The following is a 22,701-nucleotide window of genomic DNA, read 5'->3' as shown; positions in this document are numbered from 1 at the left end:
GGCCCCCGGCGCAGATTAAAGCGAAAGAATCCCTGTAGCCGCGTGGTGATCAGGCAGCGGAAGTCGTAGAGAGTGTTATGGTTCACCCACGGAGTAGGCTATAAAGATGAATTATTCATTTACACGTTAACGGAGATGGCGGAAAAAACCTGGAAAAGCGAAGCGGTCGCCTTTATCACCGGATTTTCCCCTTTTAAAAAGGGATTGACCAACATAAGAGGGCTTGAATTCAGCCATGGATGTCAACGTGGATGCGAGACTTCTGCCCGTGCGGGTGCAGGGAACCGGAAATGAGGAGGAATACAAGAGATGGCAGTACAGCATACAGACAAGGTTCAGAAGATTGACTTGAGAGGCCGGGATTTTATCGAATTCACGGACTATACGGCAGAGGAAATTCGTTACCTGCTGGACCTTGCGATCGAGATCAAAGGCAAGCAAAAAAGCGGTGTTCCGTTTCAACCGTTGAAAGGCAAAACGATCGGACTTATTTTTGAAAAATCATCTACACGTACACGTGTATCCTTTGAAGTCGGCATGTTCCAACTCGGTGGGCACGCGCTGTTCCTGAGCAAAAATGACATTCAGCTGGGACGCGGTGAAACGACACATGATACAGCGAAAGTGCTGTCCCGTTATCTTGACGGCATCATGATCCGTACGTTTGGACATCATAATGTGATTGAACTGGCAGAGCATGCAGATGTTCCCGTCATTAACGGCCTGAGCGATGCGGCGCATCCGTGCCAGGTGCTGGCGGATTTCCAGACGGTGCTTGAGCATAAAGGTAAACTGGCTGGTCTGAAGATGGCTTATGTTGGCGATGGCAACAACATGGCACACTCCTTGATGCTGGGTGCGGCGAAAATGGGCATGCATGTTGCCGTAGCAACGCCGGAAGGATATGAGCCTGACAGTGCTGTGGTTGAGCAGGCGCGTGCAATCGCGAAGGAGAGCGGATCGGAAGTGCTCGTAACGTACAGTGCACAGGATGCGGTGAAAGATGCCGATATCGTGTATACCGATGTATGGGCAAGCATGGGCTTTGAGGAAGAGCAGAAGATTCGGGAGCAGGCATTTGCGGCTTATCAGGTTGATGAGGAATTGATGAAAGGTGCAAAGCCGGACTTCATGTTCCTGCATTGTCTGCCAGCACACCGCGGCGAAGAAGTGAGCGCAGGAGTTATCGACGGCCCGAACTCCTTGATCTTTGATCAAGCAGAGAACCGTCTGCATGCACAGAAGGCATTGATGGCTGCATTGATGAGCGAATAATCGCAGTTTGCGATCATGGGTTGATTTTACACGCCAATTTGGCGATGATAGATGAAATATCGTAATTGATCTTGGGGAGGACCATATCACATGGCTAAGGAAAAAATCGTACTCGCCTATTCCGGCGGACTGGACACATCTGTAATTTTGAAATGGCTGAAAGAAACCTATGATGCAGAGATCATCGCTTTTACAGCGGATATCGGTCAGAAGGATGAGCTGGATGGCTTGGAGGAAAAAGCACTGGCTACGGGCGCTTCCAAAGTATACATCGACGATCTGCGCGACGAGTTCGCGAAAGATTTCATCTACCCTATGTTCCAGGCAGGCGCCCTCTATGAAGGCCAATACCTGCTCGGTACAAGCATCGCACGTCCACTTATTGCTAAACGTATGGTGGATATCGCTCGTGCAGAAGGCGCTACAGCGATTGCTCACGGCGCTACGGGGAAAGGGAATGACCAGGTTCGTTTTGAGCTGAACGCCGCTGCGCTCACGCCGGATATTCAAGTGATTGCGCCTTGGCGTCTGGAAGAGTTCCGCAACCAGTTCCCGGGACGTGCCGAGATGATTGCTTATGCTGAAAAGCATGGCATCCCGGTTACAGCTTCTGCGGCGAAGCCTTACTCCACGGACCGCAACCTGCTGCATATCAGCTATGAGAGCGGTGTGCTGGAAGATCCTTGGTTCGATCCGAGCGCGGATGAGAACAAAGACATGTTCCTGCTGAGCAGCGCACCTGAGGATGCACCGGATCAACCGGAGTACCTCGAACTGGAGTTCGAGCAAGGCAACTGTGTTGCCCTGAACGGCGAGCGTCTAAGCCCGCTGCAAGTGATGGAGCAGCTGAATGAACTGGGCGGCAAACACGGCATCGGTCGTGTGGACATGGTAGAGAACCGTTTTGTCGGCATGAAAAGCCGCGGCGTATACGAAACACCAGGGGGAACGATCCTGTTCACAGCACATCGCAAAATGGAATCCATTACGATGGACCGTGAAGTGATGAACCTGCGTGACAGCCTGATCACACGTTACAGCACACTCGTATACAACGGATTCTGGTTCGCACCTGAACGTCTGGCACTGCAAGCGCTGGTGACCGAAAGTCAGAAGAACGTAACGGGTACGGTTCGTGTGAAGCTGTACAAAGGCAACGTCATTGGCGCAGGAGTGAAAAGCCCTGTCAGCCTGTACAACCCGGACATTGCTACAATGGAAGCTGATCCATCGGAGGCGTATGATCAAGGCGATGCAACGGGCTTTATCCGCCTGAACGCACTGCGCTTGAAAGTACATTCCGGTGTGGAGCAAAACAAAAAATAATGTATAGCGTGTGTTCACGCTAACTTATAATTATTTTACTGACAAGGCGGGCCGTTCTTGCACATTCTGGCAGGGGCGGCTTTGTCCATGAGCGAAAGGGGATACTCACTGTGAGCAAGCTGTGGGGAGGACGTTTCACAAAGCAAACCAACCATCTGGTTGAGGAATACACGGCATCGATCAACTTTGACAAAGCGTTGGCAGAAGAAGATATTCAAGGCAGTTTGGCCCATGTAACGATGCTGGGAAAATGCGGTATTTTGCCTGCGGAAGATGTAGAAACGATCAAAGAAGGCCTGATTACCGTTCTGCATAAAATCCGTGCAGGTGAGGTGGAGTTTTCGGTATCCGATGAAGACATCCACATGAACATTGAGAAAAACCTGATTGAAACGATTGGTCCTGTCGGCGGAAAACTGCATACAGGCCGCAGCCGGAACGATCAGGTCGCAACAGATATGCACTTGTATCTGCGTGAGCGTGTAGTCGGCTTTGTTGGCATGCTGCATGCGCTGCAGGAGGCGCTGATCGGACAAGCCAAGGATAACTTGGATACGATTGTACCGGGCTATACTCATTTGCAGCGCGCACAGCCGATTCTGTTTGCACATCACCTGATGGCTTACGTATCAATGTTCCAGCGTGATGCTGAACGTCTGATGGACAGCTACAAACGCATTAATGTGCTTCCGCTGGGGGCAGGGGCGCTTGCAGGAACAACGTTCCCGATTGATCGTCATTTTGTGGCAGAGCAGCTTGGCTTCGATGGTGTATATGAGAACAGTCTGGATGCGGTAAGTGACCGTGACTTCATCGTGGAGTTTCTGGCAGACGCTTCGCTGATTATGACTCACTTGTCCCGTTTGAGTGAAGAACTGGTGCTGTGGAGCAGTACGGAGTTTGGTTTTGTTGAGCTGGATGATGCGTTCTGCACAGGCAGCAGTATCATGCCGCAGAAGAAAAATCCGGACGTGCCTGAGCTTGTTCGTGGTAAAACAGGACGGGTATACGGCAATCTGATCGGATTGCTGACGGTGCTGAAATCTCTCCCGCTGGCATACAACAAAGATATGCAGGAAGACAAAGAAGGCATGTTTGATACCGTAGCTACATTGGAAGGAGCGCTTCAGCTGTTCGCTCCGATGATTGCTACAATGAAGGTCAACAAGGATCGCATGCGTCAAGCCGTGAATCAGGACTTCTCGAATGCAACAGATATCGCTGATTTCCTCGTAGGTGAGGGGTTGCCTTTCCGTCAAGCGCATGAGGTGATTGGTAAAACGGTGCTGTATTGTATCCAGAACGGCAAATATTTGCTTGATCTGACGATTGATGAATTCAAGCAATTCTCACCGCTGTTTGATGATCGCATCTACGATGTACTGCAGCCGGAAGCGGTAGTCAACGCCCGTAATGTATACGGTGGCACGGCTTCAGGTCAAGTGGCCGAGGCGATTGCTCGCAGCGAGAAGGTGCTCGGAGCAACAGAGCAGTGGATTGAAAACAGAGGTTAACCATTAAGCTGCACCTGACCAGGGTCCAAATAGATACGATAAGAAACATACCAAAAGAAGCATACCAAAAGAAGCATACCAAAAGAAGCATGTTCGAGAAAAGTATTCTCTGACATGCTTCTTTTTTTGTGTCACGTGATCTAAGGTTGAGTGCAATTGAATTCAGGTTGATGTGCACGCAATCTCAGGGCTTCTGCCAGCCGCCTTCAGGAGCTGTAGAAGTGAGTACCCTGCCGTCCTGAACAACGACATGTCCGCGGACAATCGTACCGGCCACGCTGGACGGGAAGGTATGACCGATATAAAGGCTTTGCTTATGCTTCGCGTAGTAGTTTTCTTCCGTTACAGTAAAGGGCTGATGCAGCTGTACGAGGGCAAGGTCTGCATCCATGCCAACGGCGATCCTGCCTTTGCGGTCTGCAAGACCAAAGCGTTCTGCCGGATTCGAGGCTGTCCAGGCAGCGACCTTTTCAAGTGGAACGTTGTGTGCAATTGCAAGTTCGAGAGCGGAGAGCAGTGTGAATTGTCCGCCGCTAATGCCGCCCCATGCTTGAAAAAGATTATAATCTTTCGGGTCCTTCATCTCGTAAGGACAAGGTGAATGGTCTGAAGAAAGCATATCGAATCGGCCCTCAAGCAGAAGGGAGATCAGCCGCTGCTGTTCATCCGCTTCCCGCAGTGGAGGTGCACATTTGGCAATGGTACCTTTTTCACGCAGGCTGTCATGGTTGAACAGCAGGTAATGCGGACACGTTTCGACTGTTACGTTCATGCCGCGTGCTTTGGCTGCTTCGATTCTGGCTACCGCTGCGGCGGAGCTGATGTGCACAAAATGCAGGGCACAGCCTGTAATTTCTGAATAATAGAGTGCTCGTTCAACCGCCTCAACTTCCGCAACAATTGGCCGTGTCTCCAGATAATCATCGGCACTGACCAGCCCGGCGGCTTCCTTCTCCGCTTTCAGCCAGTTGGTGATCGCCGCGCTTTCGGAATGGAGAGCCAGAATTTTGCCGAGAGCCGCAATCTTTTTCATGCCCGCAAGAAGGGTCATATCATCTACCGCTTCAAACTCTTTGTTGCCTGTGGTAGAGAGAAATGCTTTGAATCCAATGACTCCAGATTCGGCTAAGGGCTGCAAATCTTCCTCGTTGCCCGGTACAAGCCCGCCCCAGAGACCGAAATCGACGAATGATTTTTCTGTACCGATCCGTGCTTTGTCCAGCAATGCCTCTTGTGTTACCGTAGATGGGATTCCGTTAAGCGGCATATCGAAAAAGGTGGTACAGCCGCCAGCGGCCATCATCGCTGAACCGGTGGTGAAACCTTCCCAATGCTCGCGTCCGGGTTCGCTGAAATGCACGTGCACATCAATCATGCCTGGAAGCACATGATGCCCTGCAGCATCCCATTCTTGTGCGGCTTCTCCTTCCAGAGCAGCAGCGATTGCTGCAATTTTGCCATCCCTCACGCCGATATCTACGTTTGTGACACCTTCCGGCAGTACCACACTGCCGCCGCGTATGATCAGATCATAACGTTCCATATACCTCTCTCCTCTTCCATCGTTGATAATTGTATGTCTTGCTACGCTGATTCAGGTCTGTTTACTCGTAGATGGTTCCTTTTTTGAAGGATGAGCCTTTAAAAGCAAACTTGCTTAGCAGCAAATAGGCTGTGCCTGCTGTTATAAATCCGATGATCCAGCCGATATCTACGAGCAGGAAGGCAGCGCCAGCTCCAATTACCATCGCTAAAAGAGCGCTGGGGTTATACCCTTTGAATATACCGTTATCCATGTACAGCTCAGCGGTATCCACCTTTTGTTTTCGCAAAATGTAGTATTCGACCAGCATGATCGCTACAATCGGGCCAAGGAAGGCAGAATAGATCAGGATGAACGTGTTCAAGCCTTGAGCGGAGGAATCCTGTACAAGTACCCATGGGAAGGAACAAAGTGCAAGCAGGCCGGTGATGATTACTGCTGCTTTGTATTTCAGCTTGGTAACCAGTGAGATGACATAAGCGGGTGGCACGATATTAGCGACCATGTTGACAGCAACTGCGCCAATGACGATGAAGGCAGATACGAATACGGTGATGTACGAGTTGTCTACAATGACAGCGAAGGCTTTGACAGGATTGGATATGCCTGTTGCTGCGGCCATCATTGCTCCAATGGTCAGCACGAAACCGTAGGCGATCACGATAGGCAAGAAGTAGAGCATACTGCGCTTTTTGTCACTGATGCCGCTTTTCAGCTCGCGGGAATAATCACCTGCGCTCAGGAAAATGGCTGCATAATTGCCCAGGAACACCATGATAAAGCCGAAGAAGGGAAGTCCCCATGTGCCTTTGGCATTCACCCAGTTTTGGCTGATTGCTGCACTGTGGGAGTTAAGCAGGAGGCCGAACACATAAACCAGTGCCAGCATGATTACAACGGAAGCGAGAGTTTCCACCCACTTGATGGCATGGAATCCGTACATGGACAGGACGATTTGAACAGCCTGAAGCAGTACGAAACAGATTGGAATACTATCGAAGCTGCCACCGCTGAACACCTTGACGATTTCATTCAGTGCTGTTGCTCCGACCCAGCTCTGGAAACCGTACCAGACGATTGCCGGTACACCGCGAAGGAAGGAGGAGATAATGGCTCCCTTAATACCAAAGGACATGCGCAGCTGAACAACATAGGGAATGCCTGTCCGATAACCGAAGCGGTCATTGATCGCAAAGATCAAGGAAATGATGCCGATGGCAATCATCGCTGCTATAAATGTCTGAAACACATTAAGCGTAGCAACTCCGGCAACGATCAGGCTTGCTCCGAGTGTCATGTTACCGAGATTTACACCATCCCCGATCCACATGAACATATAAGGTACGGGCCCCATCGTTCGATCACTCTCACGTTTGGGCTTCAGGGAGTCATCCATGCTGATTTCTTCATGCAGCTGTGCCTGCTCCAGTGATTGTCCTGCTAAATTGGTAGACATAACTTCCCCACTCCTCTTTAATATGGGGCATGCAGAGGCTGAACGATGTCGAGGTTACGAGTGATTCGTACAGTCTGCATCCACACCATGAATGATCGAAAAAAATGTAAGGTATAATAACTTTAATGTGTTATGTTTCCTTACCTAAACTTCATATATCTTATTTTATCAGCTTGATTGCACATTTCATTGACAAAAACGTAGATTATCATCTAAATTTCTGTTGAATTTGCATGAAAAAATATGACATATGATGTTATTTTAGAGGAGTGGGGGTGTTAAAAGCGTAATTTGTTGTAAAAGATGCCTGTGAATGTTCGGGTTTAGCCCTCAACCACATTGTTTAGCTGCATGAGTCCTGCAATTTCGCAGCCTGTTGTATCGCCCGGTTGAATAGGGACTGAACCCGGAGTTCCTGTCAAAATGATATCTCCTGCATGCAGTGTCATTACATCGGAGAGGAAAGCGATCAAGTAGGCAGGAGAAAAGATCATGCTGCTAACCGTATTGCTGTGCGCAACAAGCCCGTTGTGCACTGTCTTAATCTCAAGAGCCTCCAGATTGCTGTATTCGTCAGGCGTGGAGATGGAGGGGCCAAGGCTCAGGAAGGTATCAAAGCTCTTGGCGCGCTGCATGAATCGCGGGTTGCGTGCGTGAATGTCCTTGGCGGTCATATCAAGAGACGTTGTAAAACCGGCCACGACACTCATGGCCTGTTCTTCCTGAATGTTTTTGCATGTTTGTCCAATGACCAGGGCGAGCTCAGCTTCGGCCGTAACCTGACCTGCTTCGCCCGGCAATCGGATCGATTCCCCGGGACCAATCAATGTCGAATCCGGTTTAATGAAGATCACAGGTTCTTCCTCGGCTGCCCGTCCAGCGAGCTCGATCGCCTTTTCTCGATAGTTCAGGCCAACCCCGATGATTTTTCTTGGTCTGCGATACAGTGCGCGATAGGTTGCTTCATTCGCTGGAAGATAAGGCAGAGAGGAGAGTTTCTCCTGACCCTGATTGTCATACCAGTCACGAAGCTCGGTGAACTGATTGTGTTGCAGTAAGGCGAAAAGTTCAGTGTTCCAGTCTGTGCCTGCTTGATCATTCAGCCAAGTCATCGGGATAACGCCGCGTTCGGTCCAGAAAGCAACCTGCTCCCGGCCTTCGTGTTCAATCGTTACCAGTTTCATCTGCACACCTCTTCTGTAAAATGCTTGGCTGCCCATTGCAGGAGTCTCAGGTCTGTATGTGTACCGCCAATGAATGATAAGCCGATAGGCAGTCCATCCGGTCGAAGGACGGGCACAGTAATCTGAGGCAGGCCGGAAAGCCCGGCAATACAAGAGAGCTGCATCGTTTTGGCGCGGTAAGCTTCGGCTTCGGAACCTTCCAGGCCAAGGAGGGGCGCCGGCCCGGGTGCGGTTGGAATCGCGAGCAATCCTTGTTCTCCCAGCAGATCCACCAGTGTTTGTTTGACACGAGCGCGAAGGTTCGCTTCTTCAGTGCTTGCAGACTGTTCCAGTTGCCCGGCCCATGCGAAGCGTTCTGCGATACCTGGGCCGAATGTGGGCTGCTCCTTGGCAATCCATTCGCCATGTTCTTGCGCAATTTCCAGCCCCTGAAGAACACGGAAGGCTGCTGACCAGTCTGCCAAGCTTTCGCCGGGTTCTGTTAGCTGTATTGTAGTTGTGTGATCCGGCTGCCAACCCGGAAGCTGATGCAATCTCGAAAGTAGAAGGGAGCGGTCTGCTGCTTCTGGCAAGTTCCACGCTTCTGCCGCGATATAATAGTGGGTGAAAGGTGAAAAATCAAGGTCAGACGGGTGCTGTGCATCGTTTCTGATATCGGTCTGAAGTGCTGCTGCGTCTTCAGGAGCTGCGAGGTTTTCTTTTAACAGGACACGACCTGTCTTGAGTAAAATGTTGACATCCCGGCTCATCCAGCCAACGGTATCAAAGCTGTGGGCAAGCGGGATGAGGCCTTCTGTGGAAACAGCCCCGTGTGTCGGACGAAAGCCATATAGACCACAATAGGAAGATGGGATGCGTATAGAACCGCCGGTATCGGTGCCAATGGCGAAATCAACCAGTCCGGCTGCCGCTGCAACAGCTGAACCGCTGGATGATCCGCCCGGGATTCGATCAGGAGCAACAGGATTGATCGGGGTTCCGTAATGGGCATTTTCCCCGTTCAGGCTGTACATCAACTCGTCCGTCTGTGTTGTACCTTCAAGCGCAGCGCCGCTCTGCAATAAGGCGAGCAGTGCCGGAGCGGTGGATTCTGCCGGAAGATGTGTGCGCAGCCAATCCGGGTTGCCTGCCCCGCTGGTGTTACCCTTGATGTCGAAGACATCCTTCACGGCAAAAGCCAGTCCGCTGAGCGGGCCGGACTGCATGGCAGGCAGTCTTAACCCGGCATTTACATACGCTCCCCAACGGTCAGACGGGGAAGTGTGCCCTGTTTTATTTGAATGTGGCAGCAAAACCTCGGATTGATTCTCGTCATAAACGCTCATGGTTGTTCTCCTTTCGTATTCATACTTGGATTCAGCATACTCCGGGGAGAGCTGGAGAGAACTTGATTTAATAACAATGCAAGTAATATGCCTACTAATAGCCCGTTGCCAAGCAGGGGGCGTAACAAAGGAGGCAGTGAAACGAAAGCGTCAGATGGCAAGCCCATAACGATAATGCCTGTGAATAACGGTGCGGCTGTCCGATACAGGTTCGCTGCATTCATATGAATGCGTCCGAAATACTGCAGCGAGGAGCCTAACAGTCGCAGGTATGTTACGAACAGTACGGCACTTCCGATACTGAGCGGCAGTGTGGTCAGCACATTGCTGATGGCCGGGACCAGCCCGATCGCTGCGAACAGCAGACCGCCAATGACAAGCGGCATGCGATCACGGATGCGGGTCTGCTGGAGAAATCCGATGGATGAGACATAAGGGGCATAGGGCACCAGCCCCAGCAAACCGGAGATCACCGCAAGTACACCACTTATTGTAAAGGATCGTTTATATTGATGACCAGACGTTTCCCGTTCATATAGCTGATCTGTGCCCTTCAGGGCCCCGAACGTATTCGAGGTGTTAATCAGGCCGGTAATGATTGCAATAGTCACTACACCTGCGTTCAGTCCGTCCGAGGGGGCTCCGAGCGGAAACCAGCCTGTTCCCGCAGTGCTGACGTTTGATGCTTCGCTTGTGCTGCCGAAGATAGAAATGTGCAGTATCCATCCGCCCAAAATGCCAATTAACAAGGCGTACTGTCCGATGGCTGGTCGCGCTTTCACGGACAGGACAACAACAAAGATGGCTACAGCTGCAGCCAGAAGAAAGACGAGCGGCTGGATCACTTTGCCTTCAGCAGATGAACCTGACGAAATACCGAGCATGCCTTCGAGAAAAATGATATTCAACCGACAGGCGAGCAGAAACATGAACACAGCCATCACGCCCGGCGTAAACAGCTTCGAAAATGGCTCAGCCAGATTGCATAAACCGATGAGAATTGTGATCGCGCCCGAGATCATTATTCCGACAGCCAGACTGCCTCCAAGCTGGGTTAGTGATATGCCCAGTGAGGGAGCGGCGGCTGCAAGACTCAGAATAACACCCCACCATAACCCTGACTGACCCTCCATGACAGCTCTTTTATGTCCGAATGCTGCCTGGGCAGCGCAGGCCAATCCTGTGAGTACAAATGAGCATTGGATCAGGAATTGAATGTTGTCTTGGGGCAACGAAAATGCAGCTCCAACGGTAATGGGGATAACGACTGTATTGGTAAATAAAAAGAAAAGCCACTGCAGTCCGGCCAGTCCGGAGCGCAGCCAGTGGATATGAACCATGTGTCACCTTCCGTTTAACGCTTCGTTGATAAGTTGAGCGTGTGTAGTTACAGAACATTAACGTACCTCTATAAGAAACCTGAATGTCTGCATATAGAAGCCAGTATATCAAAAATACATATATAAAAATGTCTGTGTATTCAAATGAATATTAAAGATCGATTATATCTAAATGGATAAGGAGTTCTGCCCATCTGAATGCAAAGTTAATTGTTGAAACGTCTGCATTGCGGAGTCGAGTCAGCAGCCTGCGGGATTACCGAATCCATTTTTCATAGATTCACTGCATCGTTGCATCTTTGCATCGTTGATTCGCTCCATGATATAAAAGGATTCCGGTAATTCCCGGAATCCTTCTTACCTGCACCATTACAAGGTTTATTAGCGGGGCATATAGATTGACCTAATCTTTTATACTGCAATCTCCAGCCAGCCTTAACTACACTCCCTCTACGTTGCTGATCACGCTAACGATTCCAAGAAACGTTATTTATACGAATTAGACCATACTGAAATTCTAACGATTTCACGAGACGCTATTTTGATAAAATGATGCCATTTTCTCCACTTTTAGATGATTTCCAGCGAAATAGCGTTTCTGCGAATCGTTACATTTTCAAACAACTCTTTTTACACGGAATAAGACTTCTGGGAATCGTTAGCGGCCTTAGTGATCATATTTAACATAAGGAATCAGCATGTTCGTAAACGTCCAGAGCTTCCTGCACGCCGCGCCCGATGACAATTGGAGCTTGATTCCGAATAAGCACGGCTTCCAGTGCGGCAAGGACGAAGAGTACATTTTCCTTCCGGCAGCTGTAGCCCATCGTTCCAATTCGCCAGATTTGCCCATGCAATGGACCGAACGAGCTGGCGATCTCAATGCCAAACTGCTTCAGAAGAGTGGTACGCACAGCCTCGCCATCAACACCTGCCGGAATTTTTACACAGGTTACGACTGGAAGCTTCCATGCCACATCGTTGAATAGCTCGAGTCCCATACCGCGTATGCCGGCCATTAGTGCTTGTTCATGCAGTTTGTGGCGAGCGAAACGTGCTTCGAGTCCTTCCTCAAGCAGGATACGCAGACCTTCGCGCAGTGCATAGAGCATGGAGGTTGCCTCGGTGTGATGATTCAAACGGCGCGGTCCCCAGTAGTCCTGCAGCTGACTGAGATCAAAATAATTGCTGCGGATCGGATGTGCGACATCCCGGCGATCGCTATCCAGTGCAACGCCGCGTTCAACCTTTTTCCGGCTCGTCAAAATACGTTCCACCCGCTCGTTGTAGGTGACCGGCGCCATGCCGGAAGGAACAGAGATACACTTCTGGGTTCCGCCAATCACCGCATCCAGCTGCCATTCGTCCACTTTGACCGGGGTGCCTCCAATGGAAGCGACGGTGTCCACTACCGTGAGTACACCAAGCTCCCGGCAGGCTGGACCGATCAGGTCTAATGGCTGCATGCAGCCTGTGGATGTTTCGCCGTGCACGATTGCCAGTATTTTCGGCTGAACCCGTTTCACTTCGTCGATCACCGCTTGCTGGTCGAATACTTGTCCCCATGGACATTCCATCAGGTGGAGCTCGGCACCTTGTCTCTCGGCGATTTCGGTCAGCAGATGTCCGAAGCGTCCGAAAATGGGTACAAGCACTTTGTCGCCAGGCTCAATCAGACTGCATAACACGGCTTCCAGGCCTGAACGTGAAGTGCCGTCTACGGGGAAAGCCCATTGGTTTGTCGTTTGGAATGTTTGCCGCAGCATATCCATCGTTTCATTCATCATGCGGGTGAATTCCGGATCAAATTGACCCAAAACAGGGGTGCTCATGGCTCGAAGAACTCTAGGGTCCACCTCAACGGGGCCGGGTGTCATAATCGTTCTCAAAGGTGCATTAATTTCCCGATACTGTGTCATCTCGTAATCGCCTCCTGATTGTTCATTCAATATGCCAGCTTATATAACAGGTCGATGAGCAGGAGTACACCGCGCTGCAAATCTTCCGTGTGGGTAAATTCAGCGGGGGAATGACTGATTCCGCCCCGACTGGGTACAAACAGCAGAGCTGTCGGACAATAGGTTCCGAAGATCTGTGAGTCGTGTCCTGCGCCGCTGGTCATCCGTTTATAAGAGATTCCCTCGCGCCTCAGGATGTCTTCAGCCGCCTCGTTCAACGTGTGATCCATCGCGACCGGCGGTTCGTCCATCCATTTATGATACATGAGTCGTGTCCCGTGTTCCGCCGCGATTGTCTCGAATTCACGAAAGCATGTCTCGCAAAATTGCTCAATGGTACCCGCATCACTGTGGCGTACATCCAGACTGAAGGTAACCTCGCGTGCGATAACGTTGCCTACATTCGGCTTGACCTCCATATGTCCGACAGTAGCCACAAGTCCGCTCATGTCCGCTTTGGCGCGATGCGTCAAAAGGCGAATCATTTCGGCGGCGGTGAACATCGCATCCTGGCGCCATTGCATAGGTGTTGTTCCCGCGTGATTGCTCTCGCCGTACACCGTAATGTTATAGCGGCGCTGCCCGACGATGTGGCTGACGATCCCGATGGATTTCCCCTTGCGTTCAAGCACCTCACCTTGCTCGATGTGTAATTCGATGAAGCATTCAAGGTCCGTACGCTTGGGGGGCGAATGAAGGCCTGATCCAAACCCTGCATCCCGCATCGCCTGCTCAAGTGATATTCCATTTGCATCTTTGACGTTATGGATGGTATCCCGATCCTTTACTCCTGTTATATTCCCTGAACCCCAGTACGTCATGGGGAAACGGCTTCCCTCTTCTTCACACAGTGATACAATCTCAATCGGTTTGAGTGGTTGACCGTGATGCGTCAGTAAATATTCCACGGCAAGGAGTGAAGCGACAATTCCGAACGCTCCGTCGTATTTGCCGCCACCTGTAACGGTATCAATATGAGAGCCGGTTAATATAACCTTGGCTTCAGGATCTTTTCCGGCAAGCCGGCCAAATAAATTGCCGACATCGTCGTAACATGCCGTAAGTCCGAGCTGTTCTATTTTCGCCTGGATTGCCTTCTGAGCTGAACTCCAAGCTTGGTCATAGAGTAAACGGGTTACGCCACCGCTTTGTTCTAATCCGTATGAGGCCAGCCATTCAACCATGTCTTCAATCTGCGCAGATAAGGCAGATGGTTTCAATTGTTTAATCATCAAATGCAATAACCCCCATTCCGGCAGTGCAAGCTTTCCAATTGATGTTATATTAATTGACTTGGCATTGCGTGTAATTAATCGTAAAATAAAAAATAATAGAAATCATTCACGAAAATGTAGAAGAATCATTCAATTCATTGTGCATGTTAACCATAGGGGTGGGGAAGATGAAAATAAATGACCTGCTAAAGCTGCCCATATTCAACGGGACAACCATTGTGGGGGGTGAGCTGGGTTTAAACAGGGAAGTTCATACGGTAAATATGATGGATGCTCCTGATATTATTCCTTATCTGAAAAGGAGTGAATTGTTGATCACAACGGCTTTTCACTTCAAGGATGATCTGCCAGCTTTGTTAGAACTGATTCGGGAGATGGGCCGTCAGGAATGCGCGGGACTGGGCATCAAAAGCAAAAGATTTCTTGGTAGCATACCTGAATCAGCCGTTCAACTGGCTGACGAACTGCATCTGCCTCTCTTGGAGCTGCCCGTGGAGCCTTCGCTTGGCGATCTTGTCAATAAGGCGCTTAATCATATTCTCGATGTACAGACGGCACAGCTGCATCATGCGATACAAACCCACAGACAGTTCACGCAGCAGATTATGAGCGGCCAGGGTGTTCCCAAGTTGTTAGATCAGCTGTCCTCCTTGCTAAAATTGCCTGTCATTCTGCTGGGCCCCTATTTGCAGCCTGTCTTTGGTCGCTTGTCACCCCGAACGACTTCGCAGCTAGAGGAAATTTTATCCGCAGGCATGCGTTTCTACCTGCCGACTTCCACCTTCTCGGCGTTTTCCTTGTTAGGAGAGAAAGGTGAGACGTTAACGCTGTTTCCTGTTTATACGCATAGACAATTGCACTACCTCTGTATTACAGGTTTTGTGCCGCCCTCTGAACGTTCGAGTATCCTGACCATTGAACAAGCGACCAACGTTATTGCGTTTGAATTAATGAAGGACAATGCCCTGAAGCAGAATCGTCGCCGCATCCAGAATGAATTTTTTTCGAATTTCATTGGGGGTGTATTCTCCAGCAGTGAAGAGATTGCCAGTCGGGGACGGGAGTTTGGGCTGTCTAATGACCAACGATATATTTGTGCAGTCGGCAAGCTGAACAATAAGGATCGAACGACTTCGTTTCTGCAGTACAAGGCGGAGCAGGATCAGATCGCTGAGTATCTTGAAGGAGAAGTGGCTCAGTTTCGTTATCCGATCCATGTGTATACCTACGATCAATCCTACATTTTACTGATGCAGCTGACCGAGGAATGGAAAGTAATCCAGCCTTTCTTCATTGAGCTGCTGGAACGTTTGCAGAGCAAAATTGCAGCATATTACGAGTCGGACATGTCCTTTGGCTTCAGCAGTTACGCCCAGTCGCTGCCCCAGATTCCTTTGTCCTACAAAGAAGCGAATGAAGCGCTCTATTTCGGAGGCATTACGGGAAAGAAACGTTTTATAGAGCTATACCAGCCCAAGGAGGTGCCGGAAATTCTGCGTCTGATCCCCCAAGAGCATCTGCGAAAGTTTTATATGGATACGATGCAGGGCTTTGAAGATGAAACGCTCAAGGACCACAAGATGCTGCTCCATACCCTGTCTGTCTATCTGGAAACGCACTGTCATTTTGCCGAGACGGCAAAAAGGCTGTACATTCATCGCAATACAGTCATTTATCGGTTGGAAAAATGTGAGGAGATTATTGGCCGCAGTCTGAAGGACCCGGAAGAAACGCTGCGCCTTCGAATGGCTTTTCGAATTAAAGCTTTGCTGCCAGAAGAGGGGAAATCGGATTGGTTAACATAGTGGGAATATACAGATTCGGATAAAAAAACAGGCCGGGAAGAGCTGCCTCCAAGGATGGTCATCGTCAAGAACGACATGACACTAACCCATGGAATACAGCTTGATCCCAGGCCTGTTTTGTTGAATCTTAAGTCGGGGTTGTGGCGGTTCTTTAGCCCTGTTTAGGCAGCGGCAGCCACTTCAATACATCCTGAATCTTCATATCCCAATATCCCCATTCATGCTCGCCTGGCTCTTCCTCGTAAGTTAACTCGAAATCGGTCTCTGCGCAGGCTTTGCGGAATGTCTGATTCTCTTCATATAAAAAGTCCTCTGTTCCGCAGCATTGATAAAGGAGAGGGCGTGGGTCCTGACTGTTTTTGCTTTCCTTGAGCAGATGAATCAGATCGTTATCCGAACCGGCAAATTCGGGTCCGAAGATACGTAACAGCTCGGCCCGCTGTAAGGCCGAAGGTGCTTCGTTGTTCATATGAGCAGCCATGTCCAGAGCACCTGAGAGGCTTGCGGCAGCGGCATATTGATCCGGTTTGCGAAGAGCCAGCTTGAAAGCTCCATATCCGCCCATCGACAGTCCGGCGACAAAGTTATCTTCTCTTTGAGGAGACAACGGGAAGAAGGAGCGGGCAAGTGCGGGCAATTCCTCGCTGATGAAGGTCCAGTATCGTCCTCCCTCGGCCATATCGGTATAGAAGCTGCGGTGAACCTGAGGCATAACGACAGCAATGCCAAGAGAGGCAACGTAACGTTCGATCGATGTACGGCGAAGCCAGATGGAGTCGTCATCAGACAGACCGTGAAGCAAATACAGGGTAGGGTGCAGACCAGAACCGGTGACATTGTGCATGCCGATCTGACTATGGGTTTGCTGAGGCAGAATCACATGCATACTGGTGCTTAGTCCGAGCGTGTCCGAATAAAATTCACATTTGATGAGTGCCATTAAAAAAGTAACCCCTTTCATTATTGAAGATTAGCCTGTAATCAAAGGTTATAACTAAAATATAGCGAATTCAATGACATTTTCGAAAACGCATTCAATCATTTTGTTTTACAACGTAACAATGTTTTGTTACACTATTTTTGTGAAAAGGGGGTCCGGATATGACGGATGATTTGATCTCCAAAAAAGAACTGCTTGATCTGACAGGCATTTCATATGGTCAATTGTATCGCTGGAAACGGAAAAACCTCATTCCCGAGGAATGGTTTATTCGGAAGTCTTCGTTTACGGGCCAAGAAACGTTCTTTCCGAAACAACAGATTTTACAGCGAATTGACAAGATCATTCATATGAAAGACGGATTATCGCTGGATGAACTGGCTGATGTATTCTCGCCAACACTCGGTGAGGTGGAGATGTCTGACCAGCAGCTGCTGGATCGAAACATTGTTTCATTATCTTCGCTGGATTTGTTAAACGAAACCGGACGGCAGCAGTCATTATATGGCCTGGAACAGATTATGATGCTGTATGTGCTTGAGAAGCTGCTGCTGAGCGGAGACATTACCCAACAGGAAGGCATGCTGCTGATTGATGTGATGTCTGAACATTACTATCGCTTCCGTGACCGTGCGAGCGAACTGCTGCTGATTCGCAAGATGGGCGTACCTGCCTTCATGCTGGTGGGCGCGGGAGCAGAGCTTTATTTTGATCAAGGCGTAAAAGTGGTACTGCGCATTCCGCTGGCATCATTTATGGAAGAATTGAAACTTAAATTGGGCTGAGGGGGAGTTATGCATGGAAGAACGTCATTTGAGAAACGATCTGAATGTTACAGGGTCACGCAAAACGACCGGGGGAAGTTATCACCGGGTTAATATCGACGGTATGGCCAAACTGGATGGAGACCTGGATTGTTTCTCCTTGAGCGTTAACGGAACTCTGAAAATCTATGGTTCCCTAACCTCCGAAAGCACAACGGTTAACGGAATGGCCAAGGTGGAGGGGGAGATGCGCACTCAGTCCCTTGATGTGAATGGAACGCTTGGGGTTCATGGCCCGGCTCGTGCTGAACATACTACGGTTAACGGAATGTGTACGATCAATGGTGCACTGGACAGCTCCCGAGTTCGGATTGATGGCATGACCACGATTAATGGTGACCTGTCTACGCCTGAATTAACGGTGAACGGAAAATGTAATGTACGCGGCAGAGTGGATGGAGAACGCATCGATATTGGCGGTATGGCTACAATTGATGGAGATGTTCAGGGTGAAGTAATCAGCGTTCAAGGCAATATCAAGGTAGGCGGATTGCTTAATGCAGACAGTGTGCAGATTCGTTTATATACGTCTTCTTCCGCGAGAGAAGTAGGCGGGGAGCGTATCGATATTCGGCGCAAGGAACGGAGCGGCTTCTGGAAAGCACTTGGGCTGGGCGGTGCACCTTCCTTCCGGGCGCAGCTCATCGAAGGGGATGAAATTGTGCTCGAGGATACCGAAGCAGATACGGTTCGGGGCACGAGGGTTCATATCGGGCGCGGCTGTAATATTCGCATCGTAGAGTATTCTGGCGAGCTTTCGGTTGATCCTGAAGCAAAGGTAGGACACAGCCAGTTAATCTAGATGCTGCACTGCTAGAGGCTGAGGGCGGACTGCTAGAGTTAAATGGCTATTTATCTGGTGACGAGTTATCCTCCACAGGTAGAAGGTTTTACCACAAAGCAATCGGTCCTTGGACTGATTGCTTGCCGTTGCTTTTCGGATATACTAATGCAGTCATATGATATAGAACGGGAATGGAGAGATTAACAACAATGGCTGCACGTAATAATAAAATTGGATTTGTGCTGGCAGGGCTGCTGCTCAGCATATTAATGGCCTCAATGGATAATACCATTGTGGCTACGGCGATGGGGGATATCGTCGGCAAGCTCGGAGGACTCGACAAGTTTGTATGGGTCACCTCGGCTTATATGGTAGCGGAGATGGCGGGTATGCCCATCTTTGGCAAGCTGTCCGATATGTATGGACGCAAGAAGTTTTTTGTATTCGGAATTATCGTATTTATGCTGGGTTCGGCTTTATGCGGTACGGCGACATCCATTGTGGAACTCACGATGTACAGAGCGATTCAGGGGATTGGGGCAGGAGCATTGGTGCCGATTGCTTTTACCATTATGTTTGATGTGGTGGCACCAGAAGCGCGAGGCAAGCTGGGTGGATTGTTTGGTGCGGTATTTGGACTATCGAGCGTGTTTGGACCGCTGCTTGGGGCATATATTACAGAATATGCAACCTGGGAATGGGTCTTCTACATTAACCTTCCGCTTGGCTTGGTCGCCTTCCTGTTTATCGCATTTTTCTATAAGGAATCCCATCAGCATCAGTCGCAGCAGATTGACTGGATGGGTGCTGTGACATTGATCGGAGCAGTGGTATGCCTGATCTTCGGACTGGAGCTGGGCGGCAAAACATATGCCTGGGACTCCCCGCAGATTCTGGGGTTATTTGCCGGATTCGTCGTGCTTGCACTGCTCTTCCTGTATGCTGAGAGCAAAGCGAAGGAGCCGATTATTTCGTTCAGCATGTTCCGCAAGCGGGTGTACTGGTCAAGCAATGTTATTGCGATGTTTAGCGGGGCTGCATTTATTACGGCATCGGTATATATCCCTATTTTCATCCAGGGTGTACTCGGCGGCAAAGCGACCAACTCGGGTCTTGTCCTGCTGCCGATGATGCTGGGTTCTGTAGTGACGGCTTCCATGGGCGGTGTGCTTATGACCAAAACCAAGTATCGCAACATTATGATTCCTACATTGGCACTGTTGGTTCTGGGTCTGGGCCTGCTGACTACATTGGACGAGGATTCCTCCTTATGGACCATTCGGGTGTACATGGTTATGATTGGCCTTGGTGTCGGTTCATCGTTCTCCGTGCTGAGCAATGCAGCGATGAATGCATTTGAGCCTCGCAGAAGAGGAGCGGCAAGCTCTACGCTGAATTTCCTGCGTTCACTCGGGATGACGATGGGCATTACGGTATTCGGAATTGTGCAGAGCCAGGTGTTCACGCGTAAAATGACGGACAGCGTGGCTGGTGCTGCCGGAGAGGCTGGCGCATCAGCTGGAGCGCCTGCTGGCGGTCTGCCTGCCGGAATGGATCTGACGGACCCGCACGCACTGTTATCACCAGAACTGCGCCAAGGAATTCCTGCGCAGGTTCTGGAGGCAATTACTCACGCGTTGTCATCCTCCATTGTGCAGCTGTTTGCATGGGCTGTAATTCCTGCGGCGCTTGCGCTGCTTGCTTCATTCTTCATGGGCAATGAGAAGATGGTTGTGGGCGAAGAGCAGCATGAGTATACAGCCGGGCATTAAAGCAAGGAATTAGGCGGAGTCATTTCAAGCTTTACTAGGCGTGTCTTGAGACCCGCTGAAGTGCATCTTGTACCACCGTTTCGCCTCTGCTGTGTAGCCTTCGGTTGATGGGCTCTGGCATGCCTGCGGAAACTTCCTGGCTTGGAACGAAAATTCAACGCCTTCAGCTTTTTCAGACACACACCAGTCTCTTTACCTTTAATTTTTGGAAATGTATCACGAATTAACATAGACCCTGAAAAGACACATCCGAAAAGACACATTCTCATGTATGCTGTAAAGTGCATGAGAATGTGTCTTTTTTGAATGTATACCTGATGTAGCTACGTGTTGGAATGGTTTTGGCTGTGAGCTGGATGGGTGATGGGCATGGTTGTAGCAGCAGCTTGCGCGGCAACCTTCTCCTGCACACACTTTAACCTGACTCCAACCAGGCTTGAACTAAACTCCGTATAGGCTGAACACCCTCGTCATGAATCAGGGCACTGCATGCTGGGAGCTGCACGCAGTGCAGTTGCTGACCTCGCCGCTAACGATTCCAGGAAACGTTATTTATACAAATTAGACCGTCCTGAAATTCTAACGATTTTACGAGACGTTATTTCGTCAAAATGATGCCATTCCCGCCACTTTTGCATGATTTCCAGCAAAATAGCGTTTCTACGAATCGTTACATTTTTAAACGACCCATTTTGCACGGAATAAGGTTTCTGGGAATCGTTAGCGGTCTGAGCGATCATCTCACCTGATATCGGCTGGCTTGGGGGAAAGTTCACATCCATTTGTCCGCTTTTCCTCCAAATCAGCTGACAACCAACGAAGCCAGCTCGCCCTCCTTTAAAATTCGTCCTCCTGTATAAGTTGAGATTAAACTTTTCATTTATATAAACCCGGAGGGACAGTGACAGAAGTTGTTTTGACCCCGGAGTGCCAAGTGTAAAGTTCTCTCGTTTAACTTGTAGTACATCTAATTTTAAGGCTGATTACTTTCACGAATGCCGTCCTCCACTACAGAAGGCTGTTTCGGATCAGGCATGCTGATGTGACCTGAACGCGCAATAAGCCGGCTTTGAGCTTTGTAAACGTCACGTGAGATCGTTTTGGACTCGACTACCTTGCCATCAATTTTTTTGGTGCGAACCGTCTCGACAATATAACCAGGCTGTCCATTCTGAAGCACCTGCTGGGCTCCATCGGGCAGCACGTTGCTGGATACATATTTTACGGGCACGCTCAGCGTTTCAATGGTACGGGACTCCAGCGCATAGCTGACATTCTCGGGAAATGTGCCAAAAAACTTCACAACCATGCGCCCGCCCTGCACCTTCGCGTGAATCAATAATGATTTTTCAGTGTTGTTTTTGAAACGGAAATTAATTGCTCCTGACGCAAAGGTGGCGTCGAGTCCCTTCGGTATATATTTTACCGGCAGCGAATGATTACGTCTCTCCACAATATCCAGTCCAGTCAGCAGGGCAGCGTTATATACGGTGCTGGAAACCTGACAGATCCCTCCGCCGATTCCCGGTGTAAGTCGTCCATTGACGATGACCGGAGCCTCTCGAAAGCCATATTCCTTCTCCGCTTTACGAATGACTTTCTCATAATCAAACACACCTCCGGGCGGCAAAATCATGCCGTTAATCGCTTGAGCCGCAGCGCTGACATTATGTACCCGGCCTTTACTGCTGTTGCCCAGACTCGTGGAGAATTGAATGATTTTGCGGTCGATGCCTTCCTGCTTCAATGAATCAATCGTAACCTCGGGTTTCAGGAGGTATAAGGGTAAAGAAATGCGAACGGGATCTGGCTTTGCGCCTTCATGTACATCGCTCAGTTCCCGGTGCAGCTTCGTCTGCAAAAGGGTAGAGAGGGTTTTCCAATCAATCCGGTGCACGCTTTTCTCCGGAATGTACTGTACTTTATCATTATCGGTGATGCGGCGCACGGCTTCCGTCGGGGAACCGAAGGTTTCTTTTTCCCAGGCAGGGCTAAGCAGTTGCTTGAGTGTTGGTTCATTATAGGTCATATCCAAAGGGAAAACTTCGGGAAACTGATACCTTGCGTATGCGCGCTCCCACAGATTGCCCTCCTCCAGCTCTTTAAGGGCATTAACAAAGCTGTTTGCGTGGTAGCTTACCCCTAGTTCGCCTGCGGCATATGTCATTATGATCGGGCTTGGCTCAGCGATCTCAAGAGTAACAGGCCAGTCCTGCAATTGCTGGATGCGTATGCGCAGCTCTGTCAGCACTTCCTTGCGTGGTTTGCCATCCATTTCCCAGCCGCCGACCTTCACACCTTTAGGCAAATTGGGCTGATTCACGTACATATAGAGCAATCCATAGGACGCGGAGCCGATCAAGAGCAGGGAGAACAGGACGATGACCGTAACATGAATTTTTTTCATAACCGAACGCTCC

16 protein-coding genes are annotated in these 22,701 nt (G+C 49.8%); 7 read left to right on the top strand and 9 right to left on the bottom strand.

Going from position 1 to position 22,701, the window contains the following annotated elements; all coding sequences use genetic code 11:
- Positions 1 to 309: 309 nt before the first annotated feature.
- The 3 genes from argF to argH all read left to right on the top strand — a co-directional run bounded on the left by argF (position 310) and on the right by argH (position 4,115).
- Entirely contained in the window at positions 310 to 1,275 is a 966-nt protein-coding gene (gene argF, locus IEW26_RS21085) for an ornithine carbamoyltransferase (protein ID WP_188593770.1), read from the top strand.
- Between the two features lie 90 nt (positions 1,276 to 1,365).
- Positions 1,366 to 2,601 (top strand): argininosuccinate synthase, encoded by a 1,236-nt coding sequence (locus tag IEW26_RS21080; protein ID WP_145404391.1) that lies wholly within the window; start codon positions 1,366 to 1,368, stop codon positions 2,599 to 2,601.
- Positions 2,602 to 2,711: 110 nt separating this feature from the next.
- On the top strand, positions 2,712 to 4,115 hold the full coding sequence (gene argH / locus IEW26_RS21075; RefSeq protein ID WP_188593769.1) for an argininosuccinate lyase: 1,404 nt from the start codon (positions 2,712 to 2,714) through the stop codon (positions 4,113 to 4,115).
- Between the two features lie 184 nt (positions 4,116 to 4,299).
- Here the strand turns inward: argH and IEW26_RS21070 are convergent, their stop codons facing one another.
- From IEW26_RS21070 to allC, 7 genes are all read right to left on the bottom strand, one after another.
- Complete coding sequence (locus IEW26_RS21070; RefSeq protein WP_188593768.1) at positions 4,300 to 5,658, bottom strand: allantoinase; 1,359 nt, start codon at positions 5,656 to 5,658, stop codon at positions 4,300 to 4,302.
- A 61-nt stretch (positions 5,659 to 5,719) separates the two neighbouring features.
- The gene (locus IEW26_RS21065) at positions 5,720 to 7,114 is read right to left on the bottom strand and encodes an NCS1 family transporter (RefSeq protein WP_188593767.1); all 1,395 of its coding nucleotides are present in this window, start codon (positions 7,112 to 7,114) and stop codon (positions 5,720 to 5,722) included.
- Between the two features lie 323 nt (positions 7,115 to 7,437).
- Positions 7,438 to 8,298 (bottom strand): fumarylacetoacetate hydrolase family protein, encoded by an 861-nt coding sequence (locus tag IEW26_RS21060; RefSeq protein WP_188593766.1) that lies wholly within the window; start codon positions 8,296 to 8,298, stop codon positions 7,438 to 7,440.
- Positions 8,295 to 9,623 carry an amidase family protein gene (locus tag IEW26_RS21055; RefSeq protein WP_188593765.1) on the bottom strand — a complete coding sequence of 443 codons (1,329 nt, stop codon included), beginning with the start codon at positions 9,621 to 9,623 and terminating at the stop codon, positions 8,295 to 8,297. Before IEW26_RS21055 ends, IEW26_RS21060 begins: the two co-directional genes overlap by 4 nt.
- Positions 9,620 to 10,963 (bottom strand): uracil/xanthine transporter, encoded by a 1,344-nt coding sequence (locus tag IEW26_RS21050; protein WP_188593764.1) that lies wholly within the window; start codon positions 10,961 to 10,963, stop codon positions 9,620 to 9,622. The genes IEW26_RS21055 and IEW26_RS21050 overlap by 4 nt, the downstream gene beginning before the upstream one ends.
- Before the next feature lie 680 nt (positions 10,964 to 11,643).
- Complete coding sequence (locus tag IEW26_RS21045; RefSeq protein ID WP_188593763.1) at positions 11,644 to 12,882, bottom strand: pyridoxal-phosphate-dependent aminotransferase family protein; 1,239 nt, start codon at positions 12,880 to 12,882, stop codon at positions 11,644 to 11,646.
- Between the two features lie 26 nt (positions 12,883 to 12,908).
- On the bottom strand, positions 12,909 to 14,153 hold the full coding sequence (gene allC, locus IEW26_RS21040; RefSeq protein ID WP_188593762.1) for an allantoate deiminase: 1,245 nt from the start codon (positions 14,151 to 14,153) through the stop codon (positions 12,909 to 12,911).
- 170 nt (positions 14,154 to 14,323) lie between these two features.
- Here allC and IEW26_RS21035 point away from each other — a divergent pair, with 170 nt between their 5' ends.
- Positions 14,324 to 15,961 (top strand): PucR family transcriptional regulator, encoded by a 1,638-nt coding sequence (locus tag IEW26_RS21035; protein WP_188593761.1) that lies wholly within the window; start codon positions 14,324 to 14,326, stop codon positions 15,959 to 15,961.
- Between the two features lie 151 nt (positions 15,962 to 16,112).
- Here IEW26_RS21035 and IEW26_RS21030 read toward each other — a convergent pair whose 3' ends face one another.
- Complete coding sequence (locus IEW26_RS21030) at positions 16,113 to 16,901, bottom strand: alpha/beta hydrolase (RefSeq protein ID WP_188593760.1); 789 nt, start codon at positions 16,899 to 16,901, stop codon at positions 16,113 to 16,115.
- 161 nt (positions 16,902 to 17,062) lie between these two features.
- On the opposite strand from IEW26_RS21030, the gene IEW26_RS21025 reads away from it, so the two are divergent.
- The 3 genes from IEW26_RS21025 (at position 17,063) to IEW26_RS21015 (ending at position 20,281) form a co-directional block, all read left to right on the top strand.
- Positions 17,063 to 17,686: a YhbD family protein gene (locus tag IEW26_RS21025; RefSeq protein WP_111269142.1), complete on the top strand. Its 624-nt coding sequence runs from the start codon at positions 17,063 to 17,065 to the stop codon at positions 17,684 to 17,686.
- 13 nt (positions 17,687 to 17,699) lie between these two features.
- Positions 17,700 to 18,527: a polymer-forming cytoskeletal protein gene (locus IEW26_RS21020; RefSeq protein WP_145404381.1), complete on the top strand. Its 828-nt coding sequence runs from the start codon at positions 17,700 to 17,702 to the stop codon at positions 18,525 to 18,527.
- A 191-nt stretch (positions 18,528 to 18,718) separates the two neighbouring features.
- Positions 18,719 to 20,281 carry an MDR family MFS transporter gene (locus IEW26_RS21015; protein WP_188593759.1) on the top strand — a complete coding sequence of 521 codons (1,563 nt, stop codon included), beginning with the start codon at positions 18,719 to 18,721 and terminating at the stop codon, positions 20,279 to 20,281.
- A 973-nt stretch (positions 20,282 to 21,254) separates the two neighbouring features.
- Here IEW26_RS21015 and IEW26_RS21010 read toward each other — a convergent pair.
- A complete protein-coding gene (locus IEW26_RS21010; protein ID WP_188593758.1) occupies positions 21,255 to 22,688 on the bottom strand; it encodes a VanW family protein in 1,434 nt (477 codons plus the stop codon).
- Between the last annotated feature and the right edge of the window lie 13 nt (positions 22,689 to 22,701).

It is taken from the genome of Paenibacillus silvae, from assembly GCF_014639235.1.
GTDB classification, from domain to species: domain Bacteria; phylum Bacillota; class Bacilli; order Paenibacillales; family Paenibacillaceae; genus Paenibacillus; species Paenibacillus silvae.
The sequence above is the reverse complement of the archived record's forward strand: the minus strand, read 5'-3'. Positions and strand labels throughout refer to the sequence as shown.

Bases quoted from the DNA above. Each gene is read 5' to 3' on its own strand.
- argF (WP_188593770.1), top strand. From the start codon at position 310: ATGGCAGTACAGCATACAGACAAGGTTCAGAAGATTGACTTGAGAGGC.
- IEW26_RS21080 (WP_145404391.1), top strand. From the start codon at position 1,366: ATGGCTAAGGAAAAAATCGTACTCGCCTATTCCGGCGGACTGGACACA.
- IEW26_RS21070 (WP_188593768.1), bottom strand. From the start codon at position 5,658: ATGGAACGTTATGATCTGATCATACGCGGCGGCAGTGTGGTACTGCCG.
- IEW26_RS21065 (WP_188593767.1), bottom strand. From the start codon at position 7,114: ATGTCTACCAATTTAGCAGGACAATCACTGGAGCAGGCACAGCTGCAT.
- IEW26_RS21060 (WP_188593766.1), bottom strand. From the start codon at position 8,298: ATGAAACTGGTAACGATTGAACACGAAGGCCGGGAGCAGGTTGCTTTC.
- IEW26_RS21055 (WP_188593765.1), bottom strand. From the start codon at position 9,623: ATGAGCGTTTATGACGAGAATCAATCCGAGGTTTTGCTGCCACATTCA.
- IEW26_RS21050 (WP_188593764.1), bottom strand. From the start codon at position 10,963: ATGGTTCATATCCACTGGCTGCGCTCCGGACTGGCCGGACTGCAGTGG.
- IEW26_RS21045 (WP_188593763.1), bottom strand. From the start codon at position 12,882: ATGACACAGTATCGGGAAATTAATGCACCTTTGAGAACGATTATGACA.
- allC (WP_188593762.1), bottom strand. From the start codon at position 14,153: ATGATTAAACAATTGAAACCATCTGCCTTATCTGCGCAGATTGAAGAC.
- IEW26_RS21035 (WP_188593761.1), top strand. From the start codon at position 14,324: ATGAAAATAAATGACCTGCTAAAGCTGCCCATATTCAACGGGACAACC.
- IEW26_RS21030 (WP_188593760.1), bottom strand. From the start codon at position 16,901: ATGGCACTCATCAAATGTGAATTTTATTCGGACACGCTCGGACTAAGC.
- IEW26_RS21025 (WP_111269142.1), top strand. From the start codon at position 17,063: ATGACGGATGATTTGATCTCCAAAAAAGAACTGCTTGATCTGACAGGC.
- IEW26_RS21020 (WP_145404381.1), top strand. From the start codon at position 17,700: ATGGAAGAACGTCATTTGAGAAACGATCTGAATGTTACAGGGTCACGC.
- IEW26_RS21015 (WP_188593759.1), top strand. From the start codon at position 18,719: ATGGCTGCACGTAATAATAAAATTGGATTTGTGCTGGCAGGGCTGCTG.
- IEW26_RS21010 (WP_188593758.1), bottom strand. From the start codon at position 22,688: ATGAAAAAAATTCATGTTACGGTCATCGTCCTGTTCTCCCTGCTCTTG.